Raw genomic sequence first — 23501 nt, 5'->3', positions numbered from 1 at the left:
TGGTGTGTTTGGCGACAACCAGTTTACCAGCACCCTGTCTGTCAACTTCCACTTTCCCAGGATCCCGCGAAGAACCAAAGAATAGCCTGACTATTATGCAACTATTTCTTTTGTCTCAGGCGGCGCCGAACCTGGCTCCCCCGGATGGGTGGGAGGGGAATGAGAGGGGCCGTATGCATCCATATATTATCCAAACGATGCCGATAAGGCAGCCTTCTCTGACAAAATGGGGGGAACGTGCAGACGGGATGCAGGATCCTGGCAAGGGCCCCGCGTTCACCACTGCGACAGACTTTGTCAGCCCTGTCGCCATCTCGAACAACTTGAGGCCACCTCTGGATTGCGCCATCATATCGGCCCGGCTGATGGCCGGCCGAATTGGACAGTCAACTTCAAGGACCCCCCATGTTTGAACACGTCGATGCCTATGCTGGCGACCCCATACTGACGCTAGTCGAGACCTTCCACAAAGATACCCGCGAGCAGAAGGTGAACCTGGGGATTGGCCTCTATTACGACGAGCAGGGCCGCATTCCGCTGCTGCCGTCGGTGCAGCAGGCCGAAGCGCAGCGCGCCGCCGCCCCGGCCCCGCGCCCCTACCAGCCGATGGAAGGCGCCGCCAACTACCGCACCGCGGTGCAGCACCTGCTGTTTGGCGCCGAGCACGAAGCGGTTAAGGCGGGTCGCATCGCCACCATCCAGACCATCGGTGGCTCCGGCGCCCTGAAGATCGGTGCCGATCTGCTCAAGCGCTACTTCCCGACCTCCGAGGTGTGGGTCAGCAATCCCACCTGGGACAACCACAAGGCGATGTTCGAGGGGGCCGGCATCAAGGTGCACGACTACCCCTATTACGATGCGGCCACCGGCGGCGTGCGGTTCGACGCCATGATCGACTGCCTGAGCAGCCTGCCGGCCAAGAGCATCGTGCTGCTGCACCCCTGCTGCCACAACCCGACCGGGGTGGATCTCTCCCGTGCCCAGTGGGACCAGGTGATCGCCCTGGTGGTCGAGAAGAACCTGATCCCCTTCATGGACATCGCCTATCAGGGCTTCGGTGACGGGCTGGAAGAGGATGCCTATGCCATCCGCGCCATGGTGGCCGCCAGTGTCAGCTTCTTCGTCAGCAACTCCTTCTCCAAGAACCTCTCCTTCTACGGCGAGCGCTGCGGCGGCCTGTCGGTCATCTGCCAGGATGCCGAAGAGGCGAGCCGGGTGCTCGGCCAGATGAAGGCCACCGTGCGCCGCAACTACTCCAGCCCCCCCACCCATGGCGGCCAGATCACCGCGGCGGTGATGAGCCAGCCCGAACTGCACGCCATGTGGGTCGGTGAGGTGACCGAGATGCGCACCCGCATCAAGGCCATGCGCCAGAAGCTGTTCGAGGTGCTGAGTGCCAAGGTGCCGGGCCGCGACTTCAGTTACTTCATCAACCAGCGCGGCATGTTCAGCTACACCGGCTTCACGCCGGAGCAGGTGGACCGTCTTCGGGAAGAGTTCGCCGTCTACCTGGTGCGCTCCGGTCGCATGTGCGTGGCGGGCCTCAACAGCCGCAACGTCGACTACGTGGCCGACGCCATGGCCGCTGTGCTCAAGGGCTAAGCCCGCAAGCCCCGCTCAGGCGGGGCTTTTCGTTTGTCCCCTTGCCCGTGGAACCGTGATGGATCTCATTGCCCTCTCCCGCCTCGGCGGTCGCCACCTGGTGACCCTGCATCTGCTGCTCGACACCCGCAGTGTCACCCGCAGCGCCGAGCGCCTCTGCACCACCCCCTCCACTGTCAGCAAGACCCTCAACCAGTTGCGCGAACTGCTGGGGGATCAACTGCTCTACCGCCAGGGCAATCAGTTGCTGCTGACCCCGTTTGCCGAACGCCTCGGCCCGACGCTGCGCCGCCTGCTGGGGGAGCTCAACGGCCTCACCAGCCAGGAAGGATTTTCCCCTGCCAACTGGCAGGGGGAGCTGAACCTGGCGATGCGAGAGAGCAGCATGATCTGGCCCATGGGGGCCGTACTGGGTCAGTTGATGCAGGAAGTGCCGGGGCTGATGCCCGTTGTGCGTAACAAGGACGAGCAGGGACTGGCTGCTCTGGCGGCGGGCAAGCTCGACTTCGTGATCCTGCCCCACGATCAGAGCCAGCCCGGGGTCAATCAGCCCGGCCTCGTCTGGGAAACCTTGCGGGAGGACGAGCTGGTCTGCCTGATGCGCGCGGATCATCCGGCGTTGACGCATCCCTGGGATCTCGATGCCTACCTGAGCTGGCGCCACATCGCCATTCGCGATCAGGAGCTGGCCGATCCCTTCTTCGAGCAGAGTCTGGCCCAGCGCCAGGTACGGCGCAGACTGGGGGCCACCCTGCCGGATTTTGGCAGCGCCGCCGCCCTGCTGCGCCAGAGCGATCTCATTCTCACAGCCGTGAAGGGCTGGGCTACCCGGGCTTGTACCCAGGGGCTGGTGAGCCGCCCTGTCCCCTTCGATTACGGCGCCGTGACCCACAGCCTGGTGTGGTATGGCCCCCTGGGGGAAGATCCCGCCCTGCGCTGGTTCCGTCAGCGCATCCTGCAACTGGCCCGGGAGCTGGACGCCCCACAATGATGCCTGGTGGCAGGAATCAGGGTTTCTTGGTGTAGATGGGGCCTGGGAAAGAGGTGACGTTGTTGCCCAGCTCGGTGATGCGGGCGGCCCCCTGCTTGCGCACCTGATCGACCCGCAGCACGTGGTGCATGGGAATAAGGGTGCGGGTGACGTCGGCAAATTCGCTCTTCAGCTTCTCGTGGCTGGGGTCGACGATGAGCGCCGTGTGGTTGTCCCACACGAAGTGGGCAATCTCGATGAAGCCGAACAGCTGGCCCTGATTCACCTCTCTTACATAGACTTCGTAACGCTCGCTGTGACAAATGAACTGCACTCGATAAAGGGCGTTGGATTCACTCATGGGTATCTGTTGGTGATGGACGGTTTGCCCATTCTAGCCGTCCCCTCGGACAGCCCCTATAGACAGAGTTCACAGTTGCGTCATATCGGGTCACAGCATCCCGACGTGCCGCAGAGCTCAGATCGCAGGCAGCATCACCGACCCAAATCCCTTGGCCTTCAATGCGTTGGCAAGCACTGTCAGATCAGCCGACCCGGCTTCTGGCCATGACAGCGCCTCCCCTCGCACCCCGTGGTGGCGAAAGCCGTTAAGGCGGATGGGCACGGGCCCCAGCGACAGCAAGAAGGCCGTCAACGCCTCCTCCAGCGCGCCGGTGGCATCGAGAAAATCGCTCCGCCCCGGCACCAGCAGCAGCCGCACCTCCGCCAGCTTGCCCGCCTGCGCCAGCAGTTGCAGCGATACCAGCACCCGCTCGCGGCCCCGCCCGGTCAGGGCCAGATGCACAGGCTCGCGCCACCCCTTGAGGTCTATCATGGCGCCGTCCAGCACCGGCAACAGCCGCTGCCAACCCGTTTTCCCCAGGGATCCGTTGCTGTCGAGCAGGCAGGTGAGACGGGCCAGATCCGGCGCAGCCTTGATGGCCGTGAACAGGGCGATCACGAAGGGCAACTGGGTGGTTGCCTCCCCGCCGGAGACGGTGACGCCGGTGAGCAGCGGGCCATAGCGGCGCAGCAGGGCCAACACGTCGTCCACCGTCATGGTGGCAGTCTTGGGATTGGCACTACGCGGGCAGGCATCCAGACAGGCGTCGCAATCGGTGCAGAGCGTTGCCTGCCATTGCACCTTGCCCTGATTGAAGATGAGGGCACCGCTCGGACAGACCGCAAGGCAGTCACCGCAATCGTCACACAGCCCTATGGTGTGCGGATTATGGCAGCCGGGGCAACGAAAGTTGCACCCTTGCAGAAACAGCACCAGCCGGTTGCCCGGCCCGTCGACACAGGAAAAGGGCAGCACCCTGCTTACCAGGGCGCTGCGTGTTGGCAAAACATCAGCCATCAGGACGAACTCAATACTCGCAGATGGTCGACTCGTGGGCGACCACTCGCGGTGCCCGCTGACGAATGGCGGTCACTTCACTCGCCTCGGCACCGAGACAGGTGGTCTGCAGCCGCGATCCCTCCTCTGCGAAGCGGGCCACATCGCTCTTGCGGATCATGTAGCCGGTCACCCGCACCAGATCGCTGTCGGCCACGTTGGCGGTGAACTCGCGCATACCGATGGCAAGCGCCCCTTTGCAGAGCTGCAACAGCGCCTGAGGGTTCTGGCGAATGGTGGGATCCAGCGTCAGGATCTCGCTGATCCCCGAATGGTAATAAGTGTGGTGCGGCGCCAGCGCCAGCACATGACTGGCGGGATCCGGCTCCTGCCCGTAGGGAATGCGCACCCCGGGGGTGACTGCCACATCGATGCTAAGGCCACCTTGCGAATGCAACAAAGCGCGGCCACCCCAGGCATGGGTCTGCGGGGTCGTGGTCACATAGGCTGAGAGCTGGGCCGAGATGCGATAGCCAAGCTGGTTCGCCTCCTCGCCATGGCCGTAGCGATCCGGCAGATTCTCTTTATCCATCAGGATATTGACCGCTTCCGCCATGCCGTAGATGCCGAACATGGGGACAAAGCGATCCTCATCCAGCAGCCCCTCCTTGACCAGGAAGCTGTCGAAGAAACCGGACTCATCGTGGAGGAATGCGGAGCGCGCTTCGATCAACTGGGAGGCCAGACGGCAGTAGTGGGGCAGCAGGCAACCGAGGAAGTCATCGATCCCCTGACACTGCTCGGCGACCCGCTTGAGGGAGATGCGCACCAAGGTATTGGCGCCACCGGCCTGCGGCAGGGCGTTGTAGCAGCTGACGATGCCAAAGCCGCGATTGTCGAAGGTGTCGCGGTGGATCGGGTAGTTGGCGATGTGCGGCTTGCTGCACTCGGCGATGCTCTTCACCGCCTGCAGCAGCAGATCGTCCGGGGTCTGCCCCGGATCGTGGAAGAAGGTGAGGTTCGGCGCCACCTGCTTGAGCTCGTTGTCGATGCGCAGGATCAGACGGCAGATGCGGTTGTCATCCGGCCCGATGTTGACGTGCATGAAGGCGTCCGGCAGCACCCTGTCCAGATAGACCCAGAACCCCTTCAGCTTGCGATAGAGGGTCTCGTCATCCAGTTCGCCGACGAACGGCAGCAGCAGATGGTCGAGCCGCCCCAGCCAGACCGGCATGCCGGTGACTGAGGGGACATGGTGATAGAGGATGCGCAGGGCGTTGAGCGCCTCGTCGAAATCCTGCGGCGGCGCCAGCTCCAGCCAGGAAGAGCCCTGACCCAGGAATTTTTCATAGTCCGGCAACACATAACGCGGCTTGTAGGGGGCGTGCCCTTCGAACATGTCGCAGATAAATCCCTGCTCCATCGCCTCGGCGACTGCGGCAGGCAGGTCGGGGTAGGGCAACGCATTCTCGGCGGCCAGCGCCAGTGCGTGGCTCTTCTGGGCGGCGGAGAGATGGGGATCGCGCACGATGCGCTGACAGGTTTCGATCAAAGACATGGGACACTCCTTCACAGACAGAGCCCATATCCTCACCATTTGCAGGCTTTTTTTGAAGTGACATTCACAACAATACGAATGTCTCAAAAAGACATCCGCGAGAGAGGATCACACCCCAAACAGAACGGGGGCCTTGTCTGCCGACAAGGCCCCCGTTGTGCGGATCAGGGCTCGATGACGATGGGCGTTCCCGGGTCAACGGCATCCCACACTTCATCCAGCTCGTGGTTGAGCATGGCGATGCAGCCGTTGGTCCAGTTGGAAGGCTGAACCCTGCGGTTGCCAATGCTGTTGCGCTGGCCGTGGATCATGATCATGCCACCCGGACGAACACCCAGCTCATTGGCGCGCTTGATGTCATCCAGGTTCGGATAGTTGATATGGATGGCTTTGTAGTAGCCGGAATTGGTCTTCTTGTAGTCGAGGGTGTAGCGTCCTTCCGGAGTACGCTGATCCCCTTCCTGCTGCTTGTGCCCCTTGGGCGCCGGGCCCAGAGCAATCCAGTAGCGCTTCAGTTCTTTGCCATCCTTCATCAGGGTCAGGCTATAGGTCGACTTCTTGACCACCACCAAATCGGCTTTTTCGGTAAAGGCAAAACTCAATGCGGGCCAAAGCCCCAACAAACACAGTAATACGGCTCTCATTCCATCCCTCGACAAGCCTCTGGTGCGGGCTTTTCTTGTTACCAGATCATCTGAACGATGCCCGCCGAGCGGCGAGCGAGCGCCATGATATTGGATCGCCATCAATACTCAATATGCCCGGCAAAACATATCTTGCCGCAGCAAGGCCATCTTCCTTGGACACCGTCATTTGGCATTAGTAATTAACAGTTAAAACAACAAGATACCAAAAATTATCGCGCTGGCACCCGGGGCAATGATCGGCGAAGATAACACTCCACTCCCCGACAGGATCATGCCATGCGCTCTTCGTGCCGCCTCGCCACCCTGCTGTTCTCGCCACTTCTGCTCTGGCTGCCTGCCTGTGTCGCCGCCGATGCACTCTGGCTGCGCGAGCCCGCCCTCTCCCCCGATGGCAAGCAGCTTGCCTTCACCTGGCAGGGGCGCATTTTTGTCGCCAGTGCCGAGGGAGGCCACGCCACGGCGCTCACCGGCAGCGACTACCTGAGCCAGCGGCCAATCTGGTCGCCGGATGGCAAACAGCTCGCCTTTGCCGCCAATCTCTACGGCAACGAGGATGTGTTCGTGGTGCCTGCCAGCGGCGGCGAGATGGTGCGCCTCACTCGCGATTCGCGCACCGATCTGCCGCAAGCCTTCAGCGCCGATGGCAAACGGCTGTTGCTGAGCAGCCAGCGCCTGGGGGCGCCAGATGCCGACCATTTTGTCGCGGAAGGCTACCAATGGGGCGAGCTCTACTGGACCCCGATCACCGGCGGCACCCTGCAGGCCGACCTGCCGCTGCCTGCGACCCTGGCCCGTCCCCACGGGGAGCGGCTCGTCTACCAGATGCCCGCGGCGGATCAACCCTTTCGCAAGCATCAGCACTCGTTTGCGGTGCCCCGCCTCTGGCTGTTTGATGGCAAGCAGCACAAGCAGCTGACCGAAGATCGGGTGGCGGCCACCGATCCGGTCTGGAGCGACAAGGGAGATACTCTCTTTTACCTGAGCGAGCGCAGCGGCGATTTCAACGTCTGGCGCCGGGACCTCGCCAGCGGCAAGGAACAACAGCTGACCCACTATCAGGGCCATCCGGTGCGGGGGCTCAGCGCCTCTCGCAATGGCGATCTGGTCTGGTCATGGCTGGGGGAACTCTATCGCCTTGATGCCGGTAGCAGCGAGCCACGCAAGCTGACCCTCACCCCGCAAGTGGCCAGCGCGCCGGATGAGGCGAGCGAGGCCCTGACCCTGGCAGACGAAGCGCTGGTCAGCGAAGAGGCGGATGAGCTGATCCTGGTGAGCGAGGGCAACCTGTTTGCCGTTGACCCCGAGCGGGAGCGGGTGCGTCAGCTGACCCGAGATCCAAGCGAGCAATCCAGCCCCCTCTTCGCCGAGCAGGGCCGCGCCCTCATCTATCTGTCGGAGCAGCAGGGGCACGCTGCCCTCTATCGCCTGCGCAAGGGGGATCCGGATCTGCTGTTCAGCGATCCCGGCACTCTGACCGAGAGCCTGCTGCTGGCCATTCCCGGCAAGGGGATCAGCCGTCCGGTGCTCTCCCCCGACGGCAAGCAGCTCGCCTTCGTGGTAGATGGCCAGGCCATCCACCTGCTGGATCTGGCGAGCAACAAGCAGCGGGAGCTGGTGCCTGCCAGCTTCAACCCCTCGCGCCACGAGGTGCATCTCGCCTTTGCCCCCGACTCCCGCCATCTGGCGCTCACCTTCCGCCCCGATGCGGCAGAGCAGGAGATCGCGGTGATCGACACGGCCAATCCCAAGGCCAAACCGGTCAATGTCAGCCTCAACGGTTATCAGGACGGGGCACCAGCCTGGAGTCAGGATGGCGCCATCCTCTACTGGCAATCGACCCGGTTTGGCGCACTGGGGCCCGATGGCGAGCCCCTCGTCACCAACCTGCTCGGCATTTACAGCAGCCGCGCCGCCAGAGCTGATGCGATTGCCGAACTGGAGCCGCCGAAAGGGGGATACGGCTTTGAGAGCGATCGTCTCAACCATAGAGAAGCGCTGCTGCTGCAACCCACCGGCACCCTGCTCGCCAGCCGCATCATCGGCGACCAGCTGATCTATCTGGTGGAGGAGATGGGGGTCAACAGCGAGAGCGAGATCAAGGGCTACAGCCAGGATCTGCGCAAAGGCAAAACCAGCGAACTGTTTGGCGAGCAGCCCGGCCCAGCGTTGGCAAGCCTCAACCAGCAGGGCACCCTGGCTACCCTGGTGCGGGATGGGGAGATCACCCGGATCCACCTCGACTCCGGCGAAGCCACCAGCGCCCCCTTCGCCTTGCAGCTCACCAGCCGCTGGCAGGAACGCATGACCGCCGCCTTCGATCAGATCGCCCGGCTCACCCGGGACGAGTTCTATCTGGACGATATGAACGGGGTGAACTGGGATCGCTATGTCGCCGCTTACCGCCGCCTGCTGCCGGGCATCGGCAACCCGCGGGACTTTGGCAACCTGTTGGCGGAGCTGGCTGGCGAGCTCAATGTCTCCCACACCTGGGGCAGCGCCCCCGCCCCCTTCCCGCGCATGGCGGATGAGACCGCCAGCCTGGGCGGCTACTGGCAGGATGGCGAGCAAGGGGTCGAGCTCATCGCCATGCTCTCTGGCGGCCCGCTGGATCAGGAGAGCGATATCGCCCCGGGCGCCCGCCTGCTCGCCATCAACGGCGTCCCGATTGCCAATCTGGCCGAGCTGGATCAGGCCCTTAACCATCAGGCTGGTGCCCGGCTCGCCCTCACCTTCCAGCAGGAGGGCAACAAGCAAACTGACGAGGTAGTGCTCACCGCCATCGACAAGCAGCAGGAGTACCAGCTGCAACAGGATCGCTGGATTGAGAAACGACGGGAACTGGTGGCCAGCCTGAGCGGAGGACGGGTCGGCTACGTCTATTTGCCGGCAATGAATAGCGAGGTCTACGATGCGGTGGTGGCGGATGCCCTCGGCAGACAGCGCAATCGCGATGCGCTGATCGTCGATGTCCGCTTCAACAGCGGCGGCTATCTCGCCAATACCCTGGTGGAGTTTCTGACCGGCAGCGGCAGCAGCAAGGGGATGGCCAGCAGCTGGCCCCGTCAGGGCAAGGGGGAAACCGACGCCGCCACTCGCCAGTGGACCAAGCCCTCGGTGGTGCTGGTCAACGCCGCCAGCTACTCGGAAGGCTCCGCCTTCCCCGAGTACTACCGCACCCTCAAGGTCGGCCCCATCGTCGGCGATCCGGTGCCCGGCACCGGCACCATGGTCTACAGCCACGACTCTAGGCTGATCCCGGGACTCTCCTACGGCATTCCGACCCTGGGGCTGCGCAAACCGGACGGCACCTTCTACGAGAATCAGGAGCTGGTCCCGGATCTGCAGGTGCCCCTCCCCCCCGCAGACATGGTGGCCGGGCGCGACCCGCAACTGGAGGCGGCAGTACAAGCCGCCCTCAAGCAGTTGCCAGCCAGCGCCAAATAACGGCGCCCATCGAGCTCAACGAAAGCGAAACAGCTCGCGATGCAGATGCCCGTCCGGCAACAGCCGGGTCAGGGCATCTGCCATCCCCTCCGGCCCGCAAAACCACACCTGCTCGGGCGCATCCTGCGCGATGCGAGCCAGATCCAGCCGCCCGGCCGCCTTGTCCAGATGCAGCTGATAACGCACACCGGTGCGATGACAGAGCTCGGCCAACCGTCGGTGGTAGACAGCCCCCGCCAGATCCGGCGCGCACTGGATCAGGGTGATCCCCTCGCCTCGCTCCCCACGGGCTGCCAACCCCTCCAGCCAGGCCACAAACGGCGTGATACCTATCCCGGCCCCCAGCCAGAGGGCTCTACCTCCCCCTTGCGGGGCGACAAAGGCGCCATAGGGCCCGGTCACCACCACCCCATCCCCGGCGCGCGCCTCTGCCACCAGCTGACGGGTATGATCCCCGAGCGCCCGCACCGCGATCACCAACTGGCGCCGATCCGCTGACACCCGCACCAGGGTAAAGGGGTGCGGCCCCTCCTTGGCGTCAAACTCGAAGAAGGCAAACTGGCCCGGGCGGTAATGGGCGAGCGGCCGCTCCAGCTGCATGGTCAGCTCGCAGGTGTGATCCGCCAGCCCCCGCACCGCAATGACCCGGCCCGGATGGCGATCCCGCACTCCCACTTGTCCCAGCAGGGAGTAGAGGGCCCCGATAGCGCCGATCCCGCCGATCAACCAGATCGATACCCCAACAGGGGTCATGGCCCCTACCTGAGGCAACAGGCAGAGCCCGTGCCCCGCCAGATAGATGAGCGGGGCCAGCCGGTGGATCAGCCGAAAGCGACCATAACTCACCAGCGCCAGCAAGCTCACTACCACCAGCGCGATCAGCAGATAGAAACTCCACTCGCCTAGGGTATTGCCAAAGGCATGGATCGAGAAGCCATTGCCTGCACCTGCTCCGGCGCCAGCTCCGACACCGCTGGCCCCACGCCGGGCGGGACGACTCAGCCAGCCTGCCGAGATCGCCCACTTGGGCGCCTCCACCACCAGCCAGTGGGCGGTCAGCGCCAATGCACCGCCGATGGCTGTCTGGCGGTGCCATCGCAACATCCGGTCCAGACCGCCACACCACACCTCCAGCTGCGGCAAGCGTAACGCCAGCAACAGCGAAATGGCCATATAGGTCATCCCCAGCAGACCCGTCAGCAGCAACATCTCATGGCGCCAGGGCCACACCCCGTTGGCATCCCCCGCATAACCGAGCCACCAGACTCCGACCACCAGCAGCGGCAACAGCCACCACATCCATTTGTTCGTCATAACATGCTCCCTGGTTCCATCGCGGCAGGGCCTCATCTCCCTGCTGATGGCACCATTGCACACCCGCCCGGTCACAAGACTTTGCCAGAGGGGGAAGCTTGTGTGGCAATGTGTGACAAACGGAAACAAAACAGGGACCGACTGGCCCCTCGTGATCACCCTTGTTGGCTCGCCCCTCTTCACAGGAGATAGCGCACAATCCACCTCCGCTGTGATTGACGACCTGCCAGAAAAAGGAATCAAATGGGGACGTTACATATCTGCGGCGGAAAACCTGCTGCCCACTCTTCTGCACAAGGAGTCCCCCCTTGCTTTCATCCACTGAACAACGCGTCTGCCCGAGTTGTCAGCGCGAGACCAACCATGTCGTGGTGCTGGTCGACAAATCCTTTGGCAAACAGCCGACACCGGAGCAAAAACGAACAGCATTTATCAAAGACTTCATTACCGGCTGGGCCGCCGGCCCCTTTCTGGCCAACATGGATCGCTTTGAGCGCCACGCCATCTGTGAAAATTGTGGAAAAAAGGTCATCGATGAGTAGTGAACAATGAGCAAAAAGAATGGCAGGAAGGTTTCCCCGCCTGCCAATTGCCGTTTCAAAACAGGTTAACGCCCATTAAATTGCTCACTACACGTAGCTCCGCCCCTCCCCAACATCTCCAGCAAAGTAGCGCCGGGTAATCCACGCCTCGAAATCGGCCAGCATGCAGGTTTCCGACTCGCTGTTGTCGGCGATGAGCTCGGCCCCGTGTACCACCCGGATATGGGCGTCGAGGGGCGTTCCCTCCCCTGCCGGTGGGCGCTGCCGCGCGGCCGCCATGCATGCTTGCGCCTGTTGCCACGCCTCGGCGGCACTCCGGTTGCACGCCTCTGCCAGCGGCACCGCACTGAAACCCTCGCCGGTGAGGCTCTGCAGTGTCTCGTCGTGGGTCATGCCGTTGCCCGGTCCCCAGTAGTGGGCGGCCAGATCCGGCCCGATGCGCGGGTTGTCGGTGAGATAGCCGTCGCGCCTCAGAAAATAGGCGCGGGTCTGCTCCACCGCCATCAGCGCCAGCAGATAGCCGTGATAGGCGCAGGCCGACTCCTGGTTCAGAAGGTGTGGGATGGCCAGCAGCGGGCGTGGGCTCTCCACCCCCAGGATCTTGCGCTCCCACTTGCGGGCCAGTGCCAGCACGGCGGCCGGGGTGCGTTCGGCCTCGTCCATGGCGTAGAGATCCCGCTCGAAGTAGGCCACCAGCGCAATCTGGCGCTCGTTGAAGGCGCGAAATGGCTGGCGCGCTTCAATCATGGCCTGGATAAGCGCATCGGGGATGGGTTCTCCCGCCGCGTTTCTGGCGTAGCGCTTGAGCCAGTCCGCGTCGTCCAGCAGGCTGTCGCAGAACATGGACTGGGTCTCGGCATAGGCCATGGAGGTGGGCGGAAACTCCTGGGAGAAACAGGGGGCGTTGCCGGTGACGTTGGCAAAGTGCGCCGCGTGGCCTCCCTCGTGGAACAGGGTGTTGAGCCCGCTCCAGCCGCTGCCCACCTGGGCCGGATTGGCCAGGCTGGTGAAATTGACCACCGCCGGCACCCACTCCCCATCCTGCCAGAAGCTCGGCACCGGGCCGTGACAGAAGCCGTTCTCGTATTTTCCCTCCCGGGTCAGCAGATCCAGGGTGAGGGTGGCACCGCGGTACTGGATGCCGAGCCGGCGGAAGCTCTCGACCCAATCCTTCAGCGCCCGGGAGAAGGGCACGTAAGGGTCGAGCTGGCGGGTCACGTCACCACTCACGCTGTAGCGCAGGTTGTGGGGCAGCAGGGCTGCTTCCCCCTTGGCCGCTTTCAGCTCCGCCAGACTCTGGTGCAAGCGGGCATCGGTGCGGGCGATGAAGTCGTCAAGAATGGCAAACAGCTGCTCCGGGCTCATCTGCTCGTTCTTGTGCACCTTGTAATCGAAGTAGTCGCGATAGCCCATGGCACGGGCGAAGCGGTTGCGCAGCGCGACGATGGCCAGATAGCCGTTGTCGACCACCCACTGCTCCAGGGTCTGGAACATGGCGAGCGCGCTCTGGCGCACCGCCTCGTCGCAGCTGGCGGCCAGCGCCGTGCTGGCGGCGGGCAGACTGCCGGGCACCTGGCGGCCCTGCTCGTCCAGCAAGGTGAGCTTCAACCCCTTGCGACGGGTGAAGAGATCCGCCTCGGCGGCCACCAGCTCGTCCATCAGGGCGGAGGCACCGGGATCTTCGATGACGTTGCACTCGAAGAAGGCGATCCAGCCCCCCAGGCCGCGCCTGAGATCCGCCTCTTCGGCCTGGGCATGCATCTCCCGCAGCACGGGCAGGCGGTCAGGATCGGCACAGAACGCCTTGTAGGCCTGTTCGGCCGCGGTGAAGCCTGCCTGATCGTCGCTGGTGCCCATGTAGGTGGACCAGAACAGGTCCTCCTTGCGTCTGTGCACCTGCAGGTAATCGGCATTGAGCTGGTTGAGATAATTCCTGGCAATGGAACTCATAACTTCCCTCTTGTTATGGGGCGACCACGGGGGCGCCCACTCCTTTTTGGTGAAATGCCAACCCATTCACACTTCTTGCAAATGGAGCAGACAAATTGTGCGCCGGGATGCGCGCCATCACGCTATCAAAAGCGAGGGTTTCTGTCTGCTGGCTATACTGGTTGTCAAACTGCTCAATTGGCTGTTTTTCATCGCAACCCATTGAAAGTTAATGGCATGTTAAAAAAACAATAATCAGGTCCGGCCGCTAGAACGGCCACAATCAGACCCGCATGGGAAAGTAAGGATAAGACTATGTTCAAGCTCGGTGATATTGCCGTGAGTCGCAAACTGATGCTGCTGCTCTCACTGGCCCTGGTCGGCTTCATCGCACTGCTGCTCATCTCGGCCAGTGCCCTGCACCGCAATTTGATGAGTGAACGGGAAGCCAGGCTGCAGGCGGTGCTGGACCTGGCCATGAGCCGGATCCAGGCCCTGGCCGCCACCCTCCCCCCGGAGCAGGCCAAGGCACAGGCCAAGGCCATGCTCGACAGCATGCGCTTTGACGGGGACAACTACCTGTTCGTGCTGGATGAAGATCGTCGGGTGGTGGTGCATCCCGCCAAACCCGAGCTGGTCGGCCAGCAGATGGGCAACAACCCTGCCGAGTCCCACTGGCAGCACATGGTGGATCTCGGCAAGGGCGGCCACCAGGGCAGGCTGGAGTATCAGTGGGTCTCCCCGTCCGGCGAGGCGTCCCAGAAGATGTCGCTGGTGACGGGCTACCAGCCCTGGGGCTGGATCCTGGGCTCCGGTGTGTTGTTGCAGGACATTGAGGCCACCATGTGGTCCCAATATGAGTGGATGGGTGGCGCCACCTTGCTGGTGATCCTGTTGATGGGGCTGCTGGGACTCGCCATCAGCCGCTCCATCGTCAATCCCCTGGCCGAGATCAACAAGGCCATGGCCCGGGTCGCGGCTGGCGATCTGGTGGTCAGCATCCCGGTGCTGGGCAGGGATGAGCTCGGCGCCGTCGCCAGCTCCACCAACCAGGGGCTGGATGCCATCCGCCGCGCCCTGCTGGAGGCGAGCCAGGGGGCCCGCAACGTGGCGGATGCCGCCCTGCGCATCGCTGCCTCCGCCGAACAGACCAACCAGGCGGTCAACAGTCAGCGGGATCAGCTCGCCCAGCTCGCCACCGCCATGAACGAGATGAGCGCCACCATCGCCGACGTGGCGGGTCACGCAGAGAATACGGCCCGCGACACCCAGGATGCCACCAGCGAGGCCGGGCTCGGCAACCAGGATGTCCATGCCAGCGTGCACGGCATCCAGGCGCTGGCCACCGAGGTGGATCAGGCCACCTCGCAGGTCAACCAGCTCAAGGAGGGTGTGATGCAGATAAGCGAGGTGACGGCGGTCATCAGCGCCATCTCGGAGCAGACCAACCTGCTGGCCCTCAACGCCGCCATCGAGGCGGCCCGGGCCGGCGAGCAGGGCCGTGGCTTTGCCGTGGTGGCCGACGAGGTGCGCCAGCTGGCCAGTCGCACCCGCCACTCCACCGAGGAGATCCAGAGTACCATCACCCAGTTGCAGCAACGGGCTGTCACCGCCGCCAACGCCATGGACGCCAGCCGCAAGCTGGCGGAGAGCAGCGTCAACCAGTCCGAGAAGGCGGGGCAGGATCTCTCCCTCATCGTCAATCACATCCAGCACGTGAGTGACATGGCGACCCAGATCGCCACGGCGGCGGAGCAGCAGAGCATGGTGGCGGAAGACATGAACCGCAACGTCAGCGGCATCAACGACTCGGCGCTAGAGATGTCCCAGGCGGCCTCCCAGTTGGCCCAGGAGAGTGAACTGCTGGCCGGTCTCTCCCGAAGCCTCGACGAGCGACTGGCGGTGTTCAAGCTCGACAACGCCCAAGCCCAGGACAGGATGATGCGACCGACCCAGGTGTCCTCTTCCCGAGCAGGCATGCAACCCCGCCACTGAGTGGCCCCATGAGCCCCTGCCAGGCTTGCAGGGGCTCCTTACCTGTCATGGCCACGGGAGCCTCTCCCGGGCCACCCTCTCGCACTGAACCAGCGCGCAGATCCCGATGGAGTGATCTGCCGCTGATGCGCTGCTCCGATGAGATGGCACTGTCAATTTTTACACTTAATTTTTTAACAAAATATAGTCATGATGAGTGGTCGCCACAGGCGGCACCATGATCCTTTCTGTAGTCATTTGGCAAACTGGTTGAAAGGCCAGGACGCAAAGCCTCCGGTCTAAAGACAAGCTGTCCAGGATAGCGGGGTTGCAGCACCGTGTTTCGGGGAACTCCCCTGCCAACGTGACTGCCCACATCACCGAACAGAGGAATGTATGGCAGCAAATATCCGACTCACCCATCTCGCGGCAGCGCTGGCGCTGCTGGCCAGTGGCGGCGTGCTCGCTCACGGCTACATCAGCCAGCCCGAAGGGCGCAACTACCTGTGCAAGACAGGGGGCAACAGCCAGTGTGGCGCCATCCAGTGGGAACCCCAGAGCCTGGAAGCCCCCTCCGGCTTCCCCGATGGCGGCCCCGCCGACGGCCAGATAGCCTCGGCCGGTCACCCCCAATTCGGCGAGCTCAACACCCAGACCCTCGATCGCTGGACCAAACGTGAGGTGCAGGCCGGCCCCTTCGCCATCAGCTGGACCTTCACTGCCAACCACGTGACCCGCAACTGGCGCTACTACCTCACCAAGCAGGACTGGAACCCGAACCAGCCCCTCACCCGGGATGCGTTCGATCTCAATCCCTTCTGCGTCATCGACGGCAACATGGTGCAGCCCCCCAAACAGGTGACCCATCAGTGCACCCTGCCCCCGCGTACCGGTTATCAGGTCATTCTCGGGGTGTGGGAGGTAGGGGATACCGCCAACAGCTTCTACAACCTGATCGACGCCCGGTTCAAGGATGGCACCCAGCCCCCGCTGACCTGGAACCAGGGAGGGACCATCTATCCCTCCATCGACCTGGTGGCGGGTGACAAAGCCAGAACCCGGGTGTTCGATGCCAATGGCGAGCGCACCGATCTCCAGACCGAGCTGACCATCGCCAGCGCCGGGCAGGGCCAGAAGAACAACTGGGCCCACGCCCTGGCGAGCAAAATCAACGCCGAGCAGAGCCAGATCCGTGCTGGCCAGCAAGGTTCGGAGGGCCAGTTCAACCCCGTCTATGGCCAGAACCCGGTCTACCTCAAGGCTGGCAGCAACCTGCAACGGGTCGAGATCCAGCTTGAGCAACAGCAGCCCCCGGTTGAGAACGGGATCAGCGTGAGCGGTCTGGCGAGCGACTACCCCCTCGACAACGGCAAGCTCACCCTGACGTTCACCGTCACGGCCCAGGGGGATCTCGCCATCACCAACACCCTCTATGACCACGGCGGTGTCGCCAGGGGACAGAGCAGTGCCGACATCAAGGACGGCAGCCAGAGTTTCTCCATGGCGCTGACCGGCTTGAGTGCGGGCCACCATCAGCTGGTGATCGAGGGCAAACCCAAGGCCGGTGGTGACGCGGTGCAACAGACCCTGGATCTCATGTTCAAGGACCCGGCAAGCGGGGACGATTACCAGTTCACCTTCCCGGACGGCCTCAAGTCCTACACCGCCGGAACCCGGGTGCTGCAGCCGAAGAATGCCAAGATCTATCAGTGCAAACCCTTCCCCTACAGCGGCTGGTGCAGCCAGTGGGCGAGCACGGCCACCCAGTATGAACCGGGCGTCGGCTCCCACTGGCAGGAGGCCTGGACAGCGCAGTGATGGGACGTATCCGACCTGGCGGGAACCCGCTCGGCGCTTCCGGTGCCAGATCAGGTCAACATCAAACAAACGGGGAGCCCATGGCTCCCCGTTTTTCATCCATCCCTCGGTTCAGATCTGATAGTCGAGCAGGGGCTCGTTGCTCATGGCGCGGGCCTGGATCTCCGCCAGCGCCAGCTCGGGGTTGCAGAGCTGGATGAACTGCCAGGCAAAGTTGTGCTGGAACTGCCCCTGCTTGAGGCCGATCCAGGCGGTGTGCGGCGCAAACAACCGACTGCCGTCCAGTTGCACCAGTCCCTTGTCCCGCTGGGAATCGAACGCCATGTCCGCCAGTATGCCCACCCCCATCTCCAGCTCGACATAGGTCTTGATGACGTCGGAGTCCTGGGCGGTCAGCAGGATCTGCGGCACTATGCCCGCCTCGGCAAAGGCATCATCCACCCGTGCCCGACCGGTGAGGCCGGCCTGATAGGTGACGATGGGCCAGTGGGCCAGAGCGGCCAGGGTCAGCTCCCGCTCGGCGGTGAGGGGGTGCTGCTCCGGCACGACGATATTGTGGTGCCAGCGGTAGTAGGGAAAGGCCACCACCCCTTCGCTCTTGTCGAGCTGCTCGCTGCTGATGCCGATGTCCACCTCGCCGGTCTGCACCAGCCGCACTATCTCCTCCGGGCTCCCCTGACGCAGCTCCAGCTGTACCAGAGGAAATTGCTCCCGAAACGCCTTCACTACCCTCGGCAGGGCATAACGGGCCTGGGTATGAGTGGTCGCGATGAGCAGCCGGCCCGAGTCGCGATTGGCAAAGGTGCTCGCCAGTTTGCGGATGTTGTCGGCATCCCCCAGGATACGCTCGGCGATCACCAGCAACTCCTTGCCCGGCTCGGTCATGCCGAGCAGACGCTTGCCATAGCGAATGAAGAGGCCGAGCCCCAGCTCCTCCTCCAACTCGCGAATGTGGCGGCTGACCCCGGACTGGGACGTAAAGAGGGCATTGGCCACGTCGGTCAGGTTGTAATCCCGCCGTGCCGCCTCCCGAATGATTCGCAATTGCTGAAAGTTCACCTCATCGCCTCCTGCGCTGAGTGGCGGTGGCTCGTGCCACCGTCCTCTTGTTATGGATTGCCGGGATCATAGCCCGGCAGCAAGCCTGAAAGAGGGCCACACCTCGCGGCTTGACCTCAGATCTGGTAGTCGGGATAGAGCTGTGCCTGCCTGGCCACCAGACGCACCCCCTGGCCGGGGGCAAAGGCCCGGGCGGCCTCCTTGCTCAGTTCGGCCTCGTAGTGGGCGCCTCCCGTCTCCCCATCGCCACGCAGTTCCACCCGGATGCGCGGCCCCATGGGCAGCAGGCGGGTAATGGTGGCGCGAATGCCACCGGGGGCATCCGAGGGCAGGATCTCCAGCTCGTGGGGGCGCACATAGGCAATGGCCGCACTCCCTTCTGCCAGATGGGAGGGGATGGGGCCACCCAGTTGCTGTTCACCGATGCCGAGCCCCTGCCCGGCCACCCTGCCACGAAACAGGTTCACGCTGCCAAGGAAGCTGTGCACGAAGGCACTGGCGGGCTGATCATACACTTCGGCAGGGGTGCCAATCTGCTCTACCTTGCCGGCGTTCATCAGCACCACCCGATCCGCCACCTCCAGGGCCTCTTCCTGATCGTGGGTCACGAACAGACTGGTGACATGCAGCTCGTCGTGAAGCTCACGCAGCCAGCGGCGCAGCTCCTTGCGCACCTGGGCATCGAGGGCGCCGAAAGGCTCGTCCAGCAGCAGCACCTTGGGCTGCACCGCCAGGGCTCGGGCCAGGGCGACCCGCTGGCGCTGACCACCGGAGAGCTGGGTCGGGTAGCGTGCCGCGACGTGGCTGAGCTGCACCAGATCCAGCAGCTCCTTGACCCGGGTGCGGATGGCCGCCTCGTCCGGGCGTTCGCTGCGCGGCTTGACCCTCAGGCCAAAGGCCACGTTCTCGAACACCGTCATGTGGCGAAACAGGGCGTAGTGCTGGAACACGAAGCCAACGTTGCGCTCGCGCACATGGAGATCCGAGGCATCCTCACCGCGGATGATGACGCTGCCATTGTCCGCCTGCTCCAGCCCGGCGATGATCCGCAGCAAGGTGGTCTTGCCGCAGCCGGAGGGGCCGAGCAGGGCGACCAGCTCACCGTCGTGAAAATCGAGGTTGATGTCGGCCAGCGCCGCGTACTGATTGAAATGCTTGTTGAGCCCTTGAACCTGAATGCTCATGAATGCCTCTCCTATAACCGTTAATTCGGGATCAATGGGACTGGGTCGGTTGGCCGCGCAGCCTGGCCAGCAGGGTCTCACCCAGCAGGGTGAAGATCCCGAACAGCGCCAGCAGGCTGGCCACCGCGAAGGCGGCACCGGTCTGGTACTCGTTGTAAAGGATCTCGATGTGCAGCGGCAGCGTGTTGGTCTGGCCGCGAATGTGGCCGGAAACCACGGAGACAGCGCCAAACTCCCCCACCGCCCGGGCGGTACAGAGCAGCAGGCCATACATCAGGCTCCAGCGGATGCCGGGCAGGGTCACCCGCCAGAACATCTGCAACCCGCTCGCCCCCAGCATGATGGCGGCCTCCTCTTCCTCCGGGCCCCGCGCCTCCATCTGGGGCAACAGCTCGCGCACCACGAAGGGCACAGTGATGAAGGTGGTCGCCAGGATAATCCCCGGGGTGGCGAAAATGATCTTGATGTCGTGCTCGCTGAGCCACTCGCCGAACCAGCCGCGACTGCCGAACAGCAGCACGAACATCAAGCCTGCGATGACCGGCGAGACCGAGAACGGCAGATCGATGAGGGTGATAAGCAGTTGCCGGCCAGGAAAGCGGAACCGGGCGATGGCCCAGGCAGCGCCCAGCCCGAACAGCAGGTTCAGGGGCACCGAGCAGAGCGTCACCAGGGCGGTCAGCCCCAGGGCGCTCAGGGCATCCGGCTCGCTGATGGCGTGCCAGAAGAAGGCCAGACCCGGGCTCAGCGCCTGGATGAAGACGGTGGCCAGCGGCAACAGCAGCAAGGCGGCAAACCAGCCCAGACCGACGGTAACCAGCAGCCATTTGACCCAGACCGGTTCATGGGTCACCGGGGGATGACGCGCCGGGGTGGCCGGAGCGGACTCCTGGGCCTGATCGAGATGTGCAGTAGAGGCGTTCATATACGGCTTCCTCCGATGCGAGCCCAGCTCCAGGCTTGCAACTTGTTGATGAGCAACAGCAGCACAAAGGAAATGAGCAGCATGACGGACGCAATGGCCGATGCACCGGCGTAGTCATACTCCTCCAGATGACTCATGATCATCAGGGGTGCAATCTCGGACACCATGGGGAGGTTGCCGGCAATGAAGATGACAGAGCCGTACTCCCCCACGCCGCGAGCAAACGCCAGGGCAAAACCGGTGAGCAGCGCAGGTACCAGGGTCGGCCACAGTACCCGGATGAAGGTCTGCCAGCGGTTGGCACCCAGGCTCGCGGCCGCCTCCTCTTGCTCGCTCTCCGCTTCCCGCAGCACCGGCTGCAGGGTACGCACCACAAAGGGCAGCCCGATAAAGGTCAGGGCAATGACCACCCCTATGGGGTTGTAGGCAAGCTCGATGCCCAGCGGAGCGACCCATTGGCCAATCCAACCGTTGGGGGCAAAGATGGCGCACAAGGCAATGCCGGAGACGGCAGTCGGCATGGCAAAGGGCAGGTCGATCAGCGCATCCACCAGTCTGCGGCCGGGGAAGGTATAGCGCACCAGTACCCAGGCCAGTATCAGACCGAACAGACTGTTGAGCAGGGCGGCAATGAAGGCGGCGCCAAAGCTCAGGCGAAAGGAGGCGAGCACCCGGGGGGAGCCGATCACCTGCCAGAACTCGGCGGCGCTCAGGTTGTTCACCGCAAACAGCACCAGTGCCGAGAGCGGCAGCAGCACCAGTATGCCCAGATAGAGCAGACTGAAGCCCAGCGTTGGCCCCAGGCCTGGCAGGACGGAATAAGAACTTAATCGCATAACACATCCGTTTGTTATAAATACTTTGGATGTGACGATTTTGCTCACGGCGGCCAGGGACAACAAACACCAATAATGCCTTTGCTAAGCACTTTTTTATCTAACAATGGTGGAACAAGGCTTTTAGAGCGATAAGCATAAAAAAAGGTCTTTTATATAAATAAAAGACCTAAAAGACGGAGCGGTAAAACCGGGAACATGCAAAGTCAGTCACGCTGGCCAAGTTGCCAGCCCGCCTGGAAATCGTGCCGAGACAATCCGATGGTCCCTCATCGAAAACTGAGTGCGGCCTGCTTGCCCCACTCGGCAGGAGCAGGCTCCACGACCATTTCGGCACGGCGGTATAGGGTGCCAAGCAAAGCGAGGCCCTGGTGCCACTCCCCATGGCCGGACTGGGCATTGATATGGCCCACCTCCCCCGCATCGAACAACGGCACCTGCCACTGCCGGCTCCAGAACTCTGCCCGCTCGAAACTCATCCAGGGGTCATTGCGGCTGGCGATCAACTGGGCAGAGACCTTGATGGACCCCGTCAACACCTCATCCGGGATACCGAAACGGGCAGGATCGGCAGGGGCAACGATGAAGATGGAAGAGACCTTGTCTGGTTGCAGTCTGGCGGCAGCGATGGCCGTTAGAGCGCCGAAGGAGTGGGCGACCAGGTGGACCCGGCTGCGCCGGCTCCTGAGCTTGCTCGCCAGCTTTGCGCTCCAGACCGTGAGATCCGGCTTGTCCCAGGGCAGACCCATCATTCTCTGCCACTGGGGAAATTGCTGGTGCCAGCGGCTCTGCCAGTGATCCGGCCCACTGTTGTGCAGACCGGGAACCAGAAGGATCTTGTTCATCGTGGTACTCCTATCTGTTGTCACAGGGGCCTGCGTCTCTTAGCGGCCCGGTTGGTAAATCTGGTCAAACGATCCGCCCTGGGCGAAGTGCTTCTTCTGTGCCTTGTCCCAATCGCCTTCCAGATCCTTGACAGTAAAGAGCGTCAGGTTGGGGAACTGGGCCGCTGTCTCCTTCAGGATCGCCGGATTGCTCGGACGATAGTGGTATTTGGCGATGATGCGCTGCCCTTCGTCAGAGTAGAGATACTCGAGGTAAGCCTTGGAGACGGCCTCGGTACCATGCTTCTTGGCTACCTTGTCCACCACGGCTACCGGCGGCTCGGCCAGGATGGAGACCGAGGGCACCACCAGTTCGAACTTGTCGCTGGTGCCCGGCTGATTGAGCACCAGCAACGCTTCATTTTCCCAGGCCAGCAACACATCCCCGAGCCCGCGTTCGATGAAGCTGGTGGTGGCGCCACGTGCCCCTGAGTCCAGCACCTTCACATTCTTGAACAGATCGCTGACAAACTGTTTCGCGCCCCCTTCAGTGCCGCTTTTCTTCAGGGCATAGCCCCAGGCAGCCAGATAATTCCAGCGCGCACCGCCGGAGGTCTTGGGGTTGGGGGTGATGATGGCGACATCCTTGCGCACCAGGTCGCCCCAATCCTTGATCTGCTTGGGATTCCCCTTGCGCACCAGGAAGACGATGGTGGAGGTATAGGGAGAGGCATTGTTGGCCAAACGCCCTTCCCAGTCGCTGGCGGTGAGACCTGCCTTGGCCACCGCATCGACGTCATAGGCCAGCGCCAGGGAGACCACGTCAGCCTCCAGTCCGTCCACCACGGCACGAGCCTGTTTGCCTGAGCCACCGTGTGACTGGCTCACCACCACATCGTCGCCGGTTTTGGCCTTCCACTCCTTGGCAAAGGCACTGTTGTACTCCTGGAACAGCTCCCGCGTCGGGTCATAGGAGACATTCAGCAGCCGCACCTCGGCGGCTTGGACCTGACCGAGAGCCAGCAGGGAGAGAACGGTGAGAGCGGTCATTCGCAGTTTCATGGTGATACTCCATATCGTTGGGTTGAGTACAGCATGCCCGCTTATGCATATTCCATGAAGAAAGAAAAAGCGCTTTGCTTATCTCTTATCCGCATATGAGCTCCCGATGGTCCTCTGGCACTCTCGGTCAGAGCGTATTCGCGTGCTTGCGATGCTCATCTCCAGACACGACAAAGCCCGGCCGATTGGCCGGGTTGGGAAAAGATGGAGGAACAAAGGCAAACCAGAGCGAAGGGTAAACCCTGGGCAAAGAGACAATACCAGGCACGTAAGCACCACAGGGGGGAAGAGGCGTGTTGTCAGTAACAGGCGGCAGACCCGCCGATTGCCTCTTGTTTCCTGAGCTATTATCCAGACGCCAGAAAGCAAAAAGGCCTTCCCGATAGGGAAGGCCTTTCAATTTAGTGGCGGAGCGGACGGGACTCGAACCCGCGACCCCCGGCGTGACAGGCCGGTATTCTAACCGACTGAACT

Annotated in this window: 19 protein-coding genes and 1 riboswitch; of the genes, 6 read left to right on the top strand and 13 right to left on the bottom strand. The window is 62.9% G+C overall.

Going from position 1 to position 23501, the window contains the following annotated elements; all coding sequences use genetic code 11:
- Positions 1-405 precede the first annotated feature (405 nt).
- Entirely contained in the window at positions 406-1602 is a 1197-nt protein-coding gene (locus PG896_RS16655; RefSeq protein ID WP_270835962.1) for an amino acid aminotransferase, read from the top strand.
- Positions 1603-1660: 58 nt separating this feature from the next.
- A complete protein-coding gene (locus PG896_RS16650) occupies positions 1661-2593 on the top strand; it encodes a LysR family transcriptional regulator (RefSeq protein WP_270835961.1) in 933 nt (310 codons plus the stop codon).
- Positions 2594-2609: 16 nt separating this feature from the next.
- Here the strand turns inward: PG896_RS16650 and PG896_RS16645 are convergent, their stop codons facing one another.
- From PG896_RS16645 to PG896_RS16630, 4 genes are all read right to left on the bottom strand, one after another.
- Positions 2610-2933, bottom strand: coding sequence for a DUF1820 family protein (locus tag PG896_RS16645; protein ID WP_010672837.1), 324 nt, complete (start codon positions 2931-2933; stop codon positions 2610-2612).
- A gap of 117 nt (positions 2934-3050) precedes the next feature.
- A complete protein-coding gene (locus PG896_RS16640; protein ID WP_270835960.1) occupies positions 3051-3932 on the bottom strand; it encodes a YjjW family glycine radical enzyme activase in 882 nt (293 codons plus the stop codon).
- Positions 3933-3942: 10 nt separating this feature from the next.
- The gene (locus tag PG896_RS16635) at positions 3943-5469 is read right to left on the bottom strand and encodes a YjjI family glycine radical enzyme (RefSeq protein WP_201872270.1); all 1527 of its coding nucleotides are present in this window, start codon (positions 5467-5469) and stop codon (positions 3943-3945) included.
- Between the two features lie 164 nt (positions 5470-5633).
- A complete protein-coding gene (locus PG896_RS16630; RefSeq protein WP_047434434.1) occupies positions 5634-6113 on the bottom strand; it encodes a L,D-transpeptidase family protein in 480 nt (159 codons plus the stop codon).
- 279 nt (positions 6114-6392) lie between these two features.
- On the opposite strand from PG896_RS16630, the gene PG896_RS16625 reads away from it, so the two are divergent.
- Complete coding sequence (locus tag PG896_RS16625) at positions 6393-9560, top strand: S41 family peptidase (RefSeq protein WP_201872272.1); 3168 nt, start codon at positions 6393-6395, stop codon at positions 9558-9560.
- 15 nt (positions 9561-9575) lie between these two features.
- On the opposite strand, the gene PG896_RS16620 is transcribed toward PG896_RS16625, so the two are convergent.
- A complete protein-coding gene (locus PG896_RS16620) occupies positions 9576-10874 on the bottom strand; it encodes a ferredoxin reductase family protein (RefSeq protein WP_270835958.1) in 1299 nt (432 codons plus the stop codon).
- A gap of 308 nt (positions 10875-11182) precedes the next feature.
- On the opposite strand from PG896_RS16620, the gene PG896_RS16615 reads away from it, so the two are divergent.
- Positions 11183-11416 carry a hypothetical protein gene (locus tag PG896_RS16615; RefSeq protein WP_058056487.1) on the top strand — a complete coding sequence of 78 codons (234 nt, stop codon included), beginning with the start codon at positions 11183-11185 and terminating at the stop codon, positions 11414-11416.
- 87 nt (positions 11417-11503) lie between these two features.
- On the opposite strand, the gene PG896_RS16610 is transcribed toward PG896_RS16615, so the two are convergent.
- Positions 11504-13366, bottom strand: coding sequence for a M3 family metallopeptidase (locus tag PG896_RS16610; protein ID WP_270835957.1), 1863 nt, complete (start codon positions 13364-13366; stop codon positions 11504-11506).
- 294 nt (positions 13367-13660) lie between these two features.
- On the opposite strand from PG896_RS16610, the gene PG896_RS16605 reads away from it, so the two are divergent.
- Both PG896_RS16605 and gbpA read left to right on the top strand, forming a co-directional pair.
- Positions 13661-15340, top strand: a complete 1680-nt coding sequence (locus PG896_RS16605; protein ID WP_210538295.1) for a methyl-accepting chemotaxis protein — start codon at positions 13661-13663, stop codon at positions 15338-15340.
- A gap of 229 nt (positions 15341-15569) precedes the next feature.
- Positions 15570-15655, top strand: a riboswitch (cyclic di-GMP riboswitch).
- Between the two features lie 60 nt (positions 15656-15715).
- On the top strand, positions 15716-17137 hold the full coding sequence (gene gbpA / locus PG896_RS16600; RefSeq protein WP_200164833.1) for an N-acetylglucosamine-binding protein GbpA: 1422 nt from the start codon (positions 15716-15718) through the stop codon (positions 17135-17137).
- A 111-nt stretch (positions 17138-17248) separates the two neighbouring features.
- Here the strand turns inward: gbpA and cbl are convergent, their stop codons facing one another.
- The 7 genes from cbl to PG896_RS16565 all read right to left on the bottom strand — a co-directional run.
- On the bottom strand, positions 17249-18196 hold the full coding sequence (gene cbl / locus PG896_RS16595; protein WP_270835955.1) for an HTH-type transcriptional regulator Cbl: 948 nt from the start codon (positions 18194-18196) through the stop codon (positions 17249-17251).
- 116 nt (positions 18197-18312) lie between these two features.
- A complete protein-coding gene (locus PG896_RS16590) occupies positions 18313-19380 on the bottom strand; it encodes a sulfate/molybdate ABC transporter ATP-binding protein (protein WP_045523324.1) in 1068 nt (355 codons plus the stop codon).
- Positions 19381-19411: 31 nt separating this feature from the next.
- Positions 19412-20305 (bottom strand): sulfate ABC transporter permease subunit CysW, encoded by an 894-nt coding sequence (gene cysW, locus PG896_RS16585; protein ID WP_113069621.1) that lies wholly within the window; start codon positions 20303-20305, stop codon positions 19412-19414.
- The gene (cysT, locus tag PG896_RS16580) at positions 20302-21141 is read right to left on the bottom strand and encodes a sulfate ABC transporter permease subunit CysT (RefSeq protein ID WP_039039454.1); all 840 of its coding nucleotides are present in this window, start codon (positions 21139-21141) and stop codon (positions 20302-20304) included. Before cysT ends, cysW begins: the two co-directional genes overlap by 4 nt.
- Positions 21142-21410: 269 nt before the next feature.
- Complete coding sequence (locus tag PG896_RS16575; RefSeq protein WP_010672824.1) at positions 21411-21986, bottom strand: RBBP9/YdeN family alpha/beta hydrolase; 576 nt, start codon at positions 21984-21986, stop codon at positions 21411-21413.
- A gap of 39 nt (positions 21987-22025) precedes the next feature.
- Entirely contained in the window at positions 22026-23027 is a 1002-nt protein-coding gene (locus PG896_RS16570) for a sulfate ABC transporter substrate-binding protein (RefSeq protein WP_043156148.1), read from the bottom strand.
- Between the two features lie 127 nt (positions 23028-23154).
- Positions 23155-23501, bottom strand: a 347-nt coding sequence (locus tag PG896_RS16565) for a hypothetical protein (RefSeq protein WP_270835954.1), incomplete at its 5' end; no start/stop codon positions are given.

This window comes from Aeromonas sp. QDB30, from assembly GCF_027707645.1.
GTDB lineage: Bacteria > Pseudomonadota > Gammaproteobacteria > Enterobacterales > Aeromonadaceae > Aeromonas > Aeromonas caviae.
Note: the sequence above shows the minus strand (reverse complement) of the source record. Positions and strands in the feature narration are given on the sequence as shown.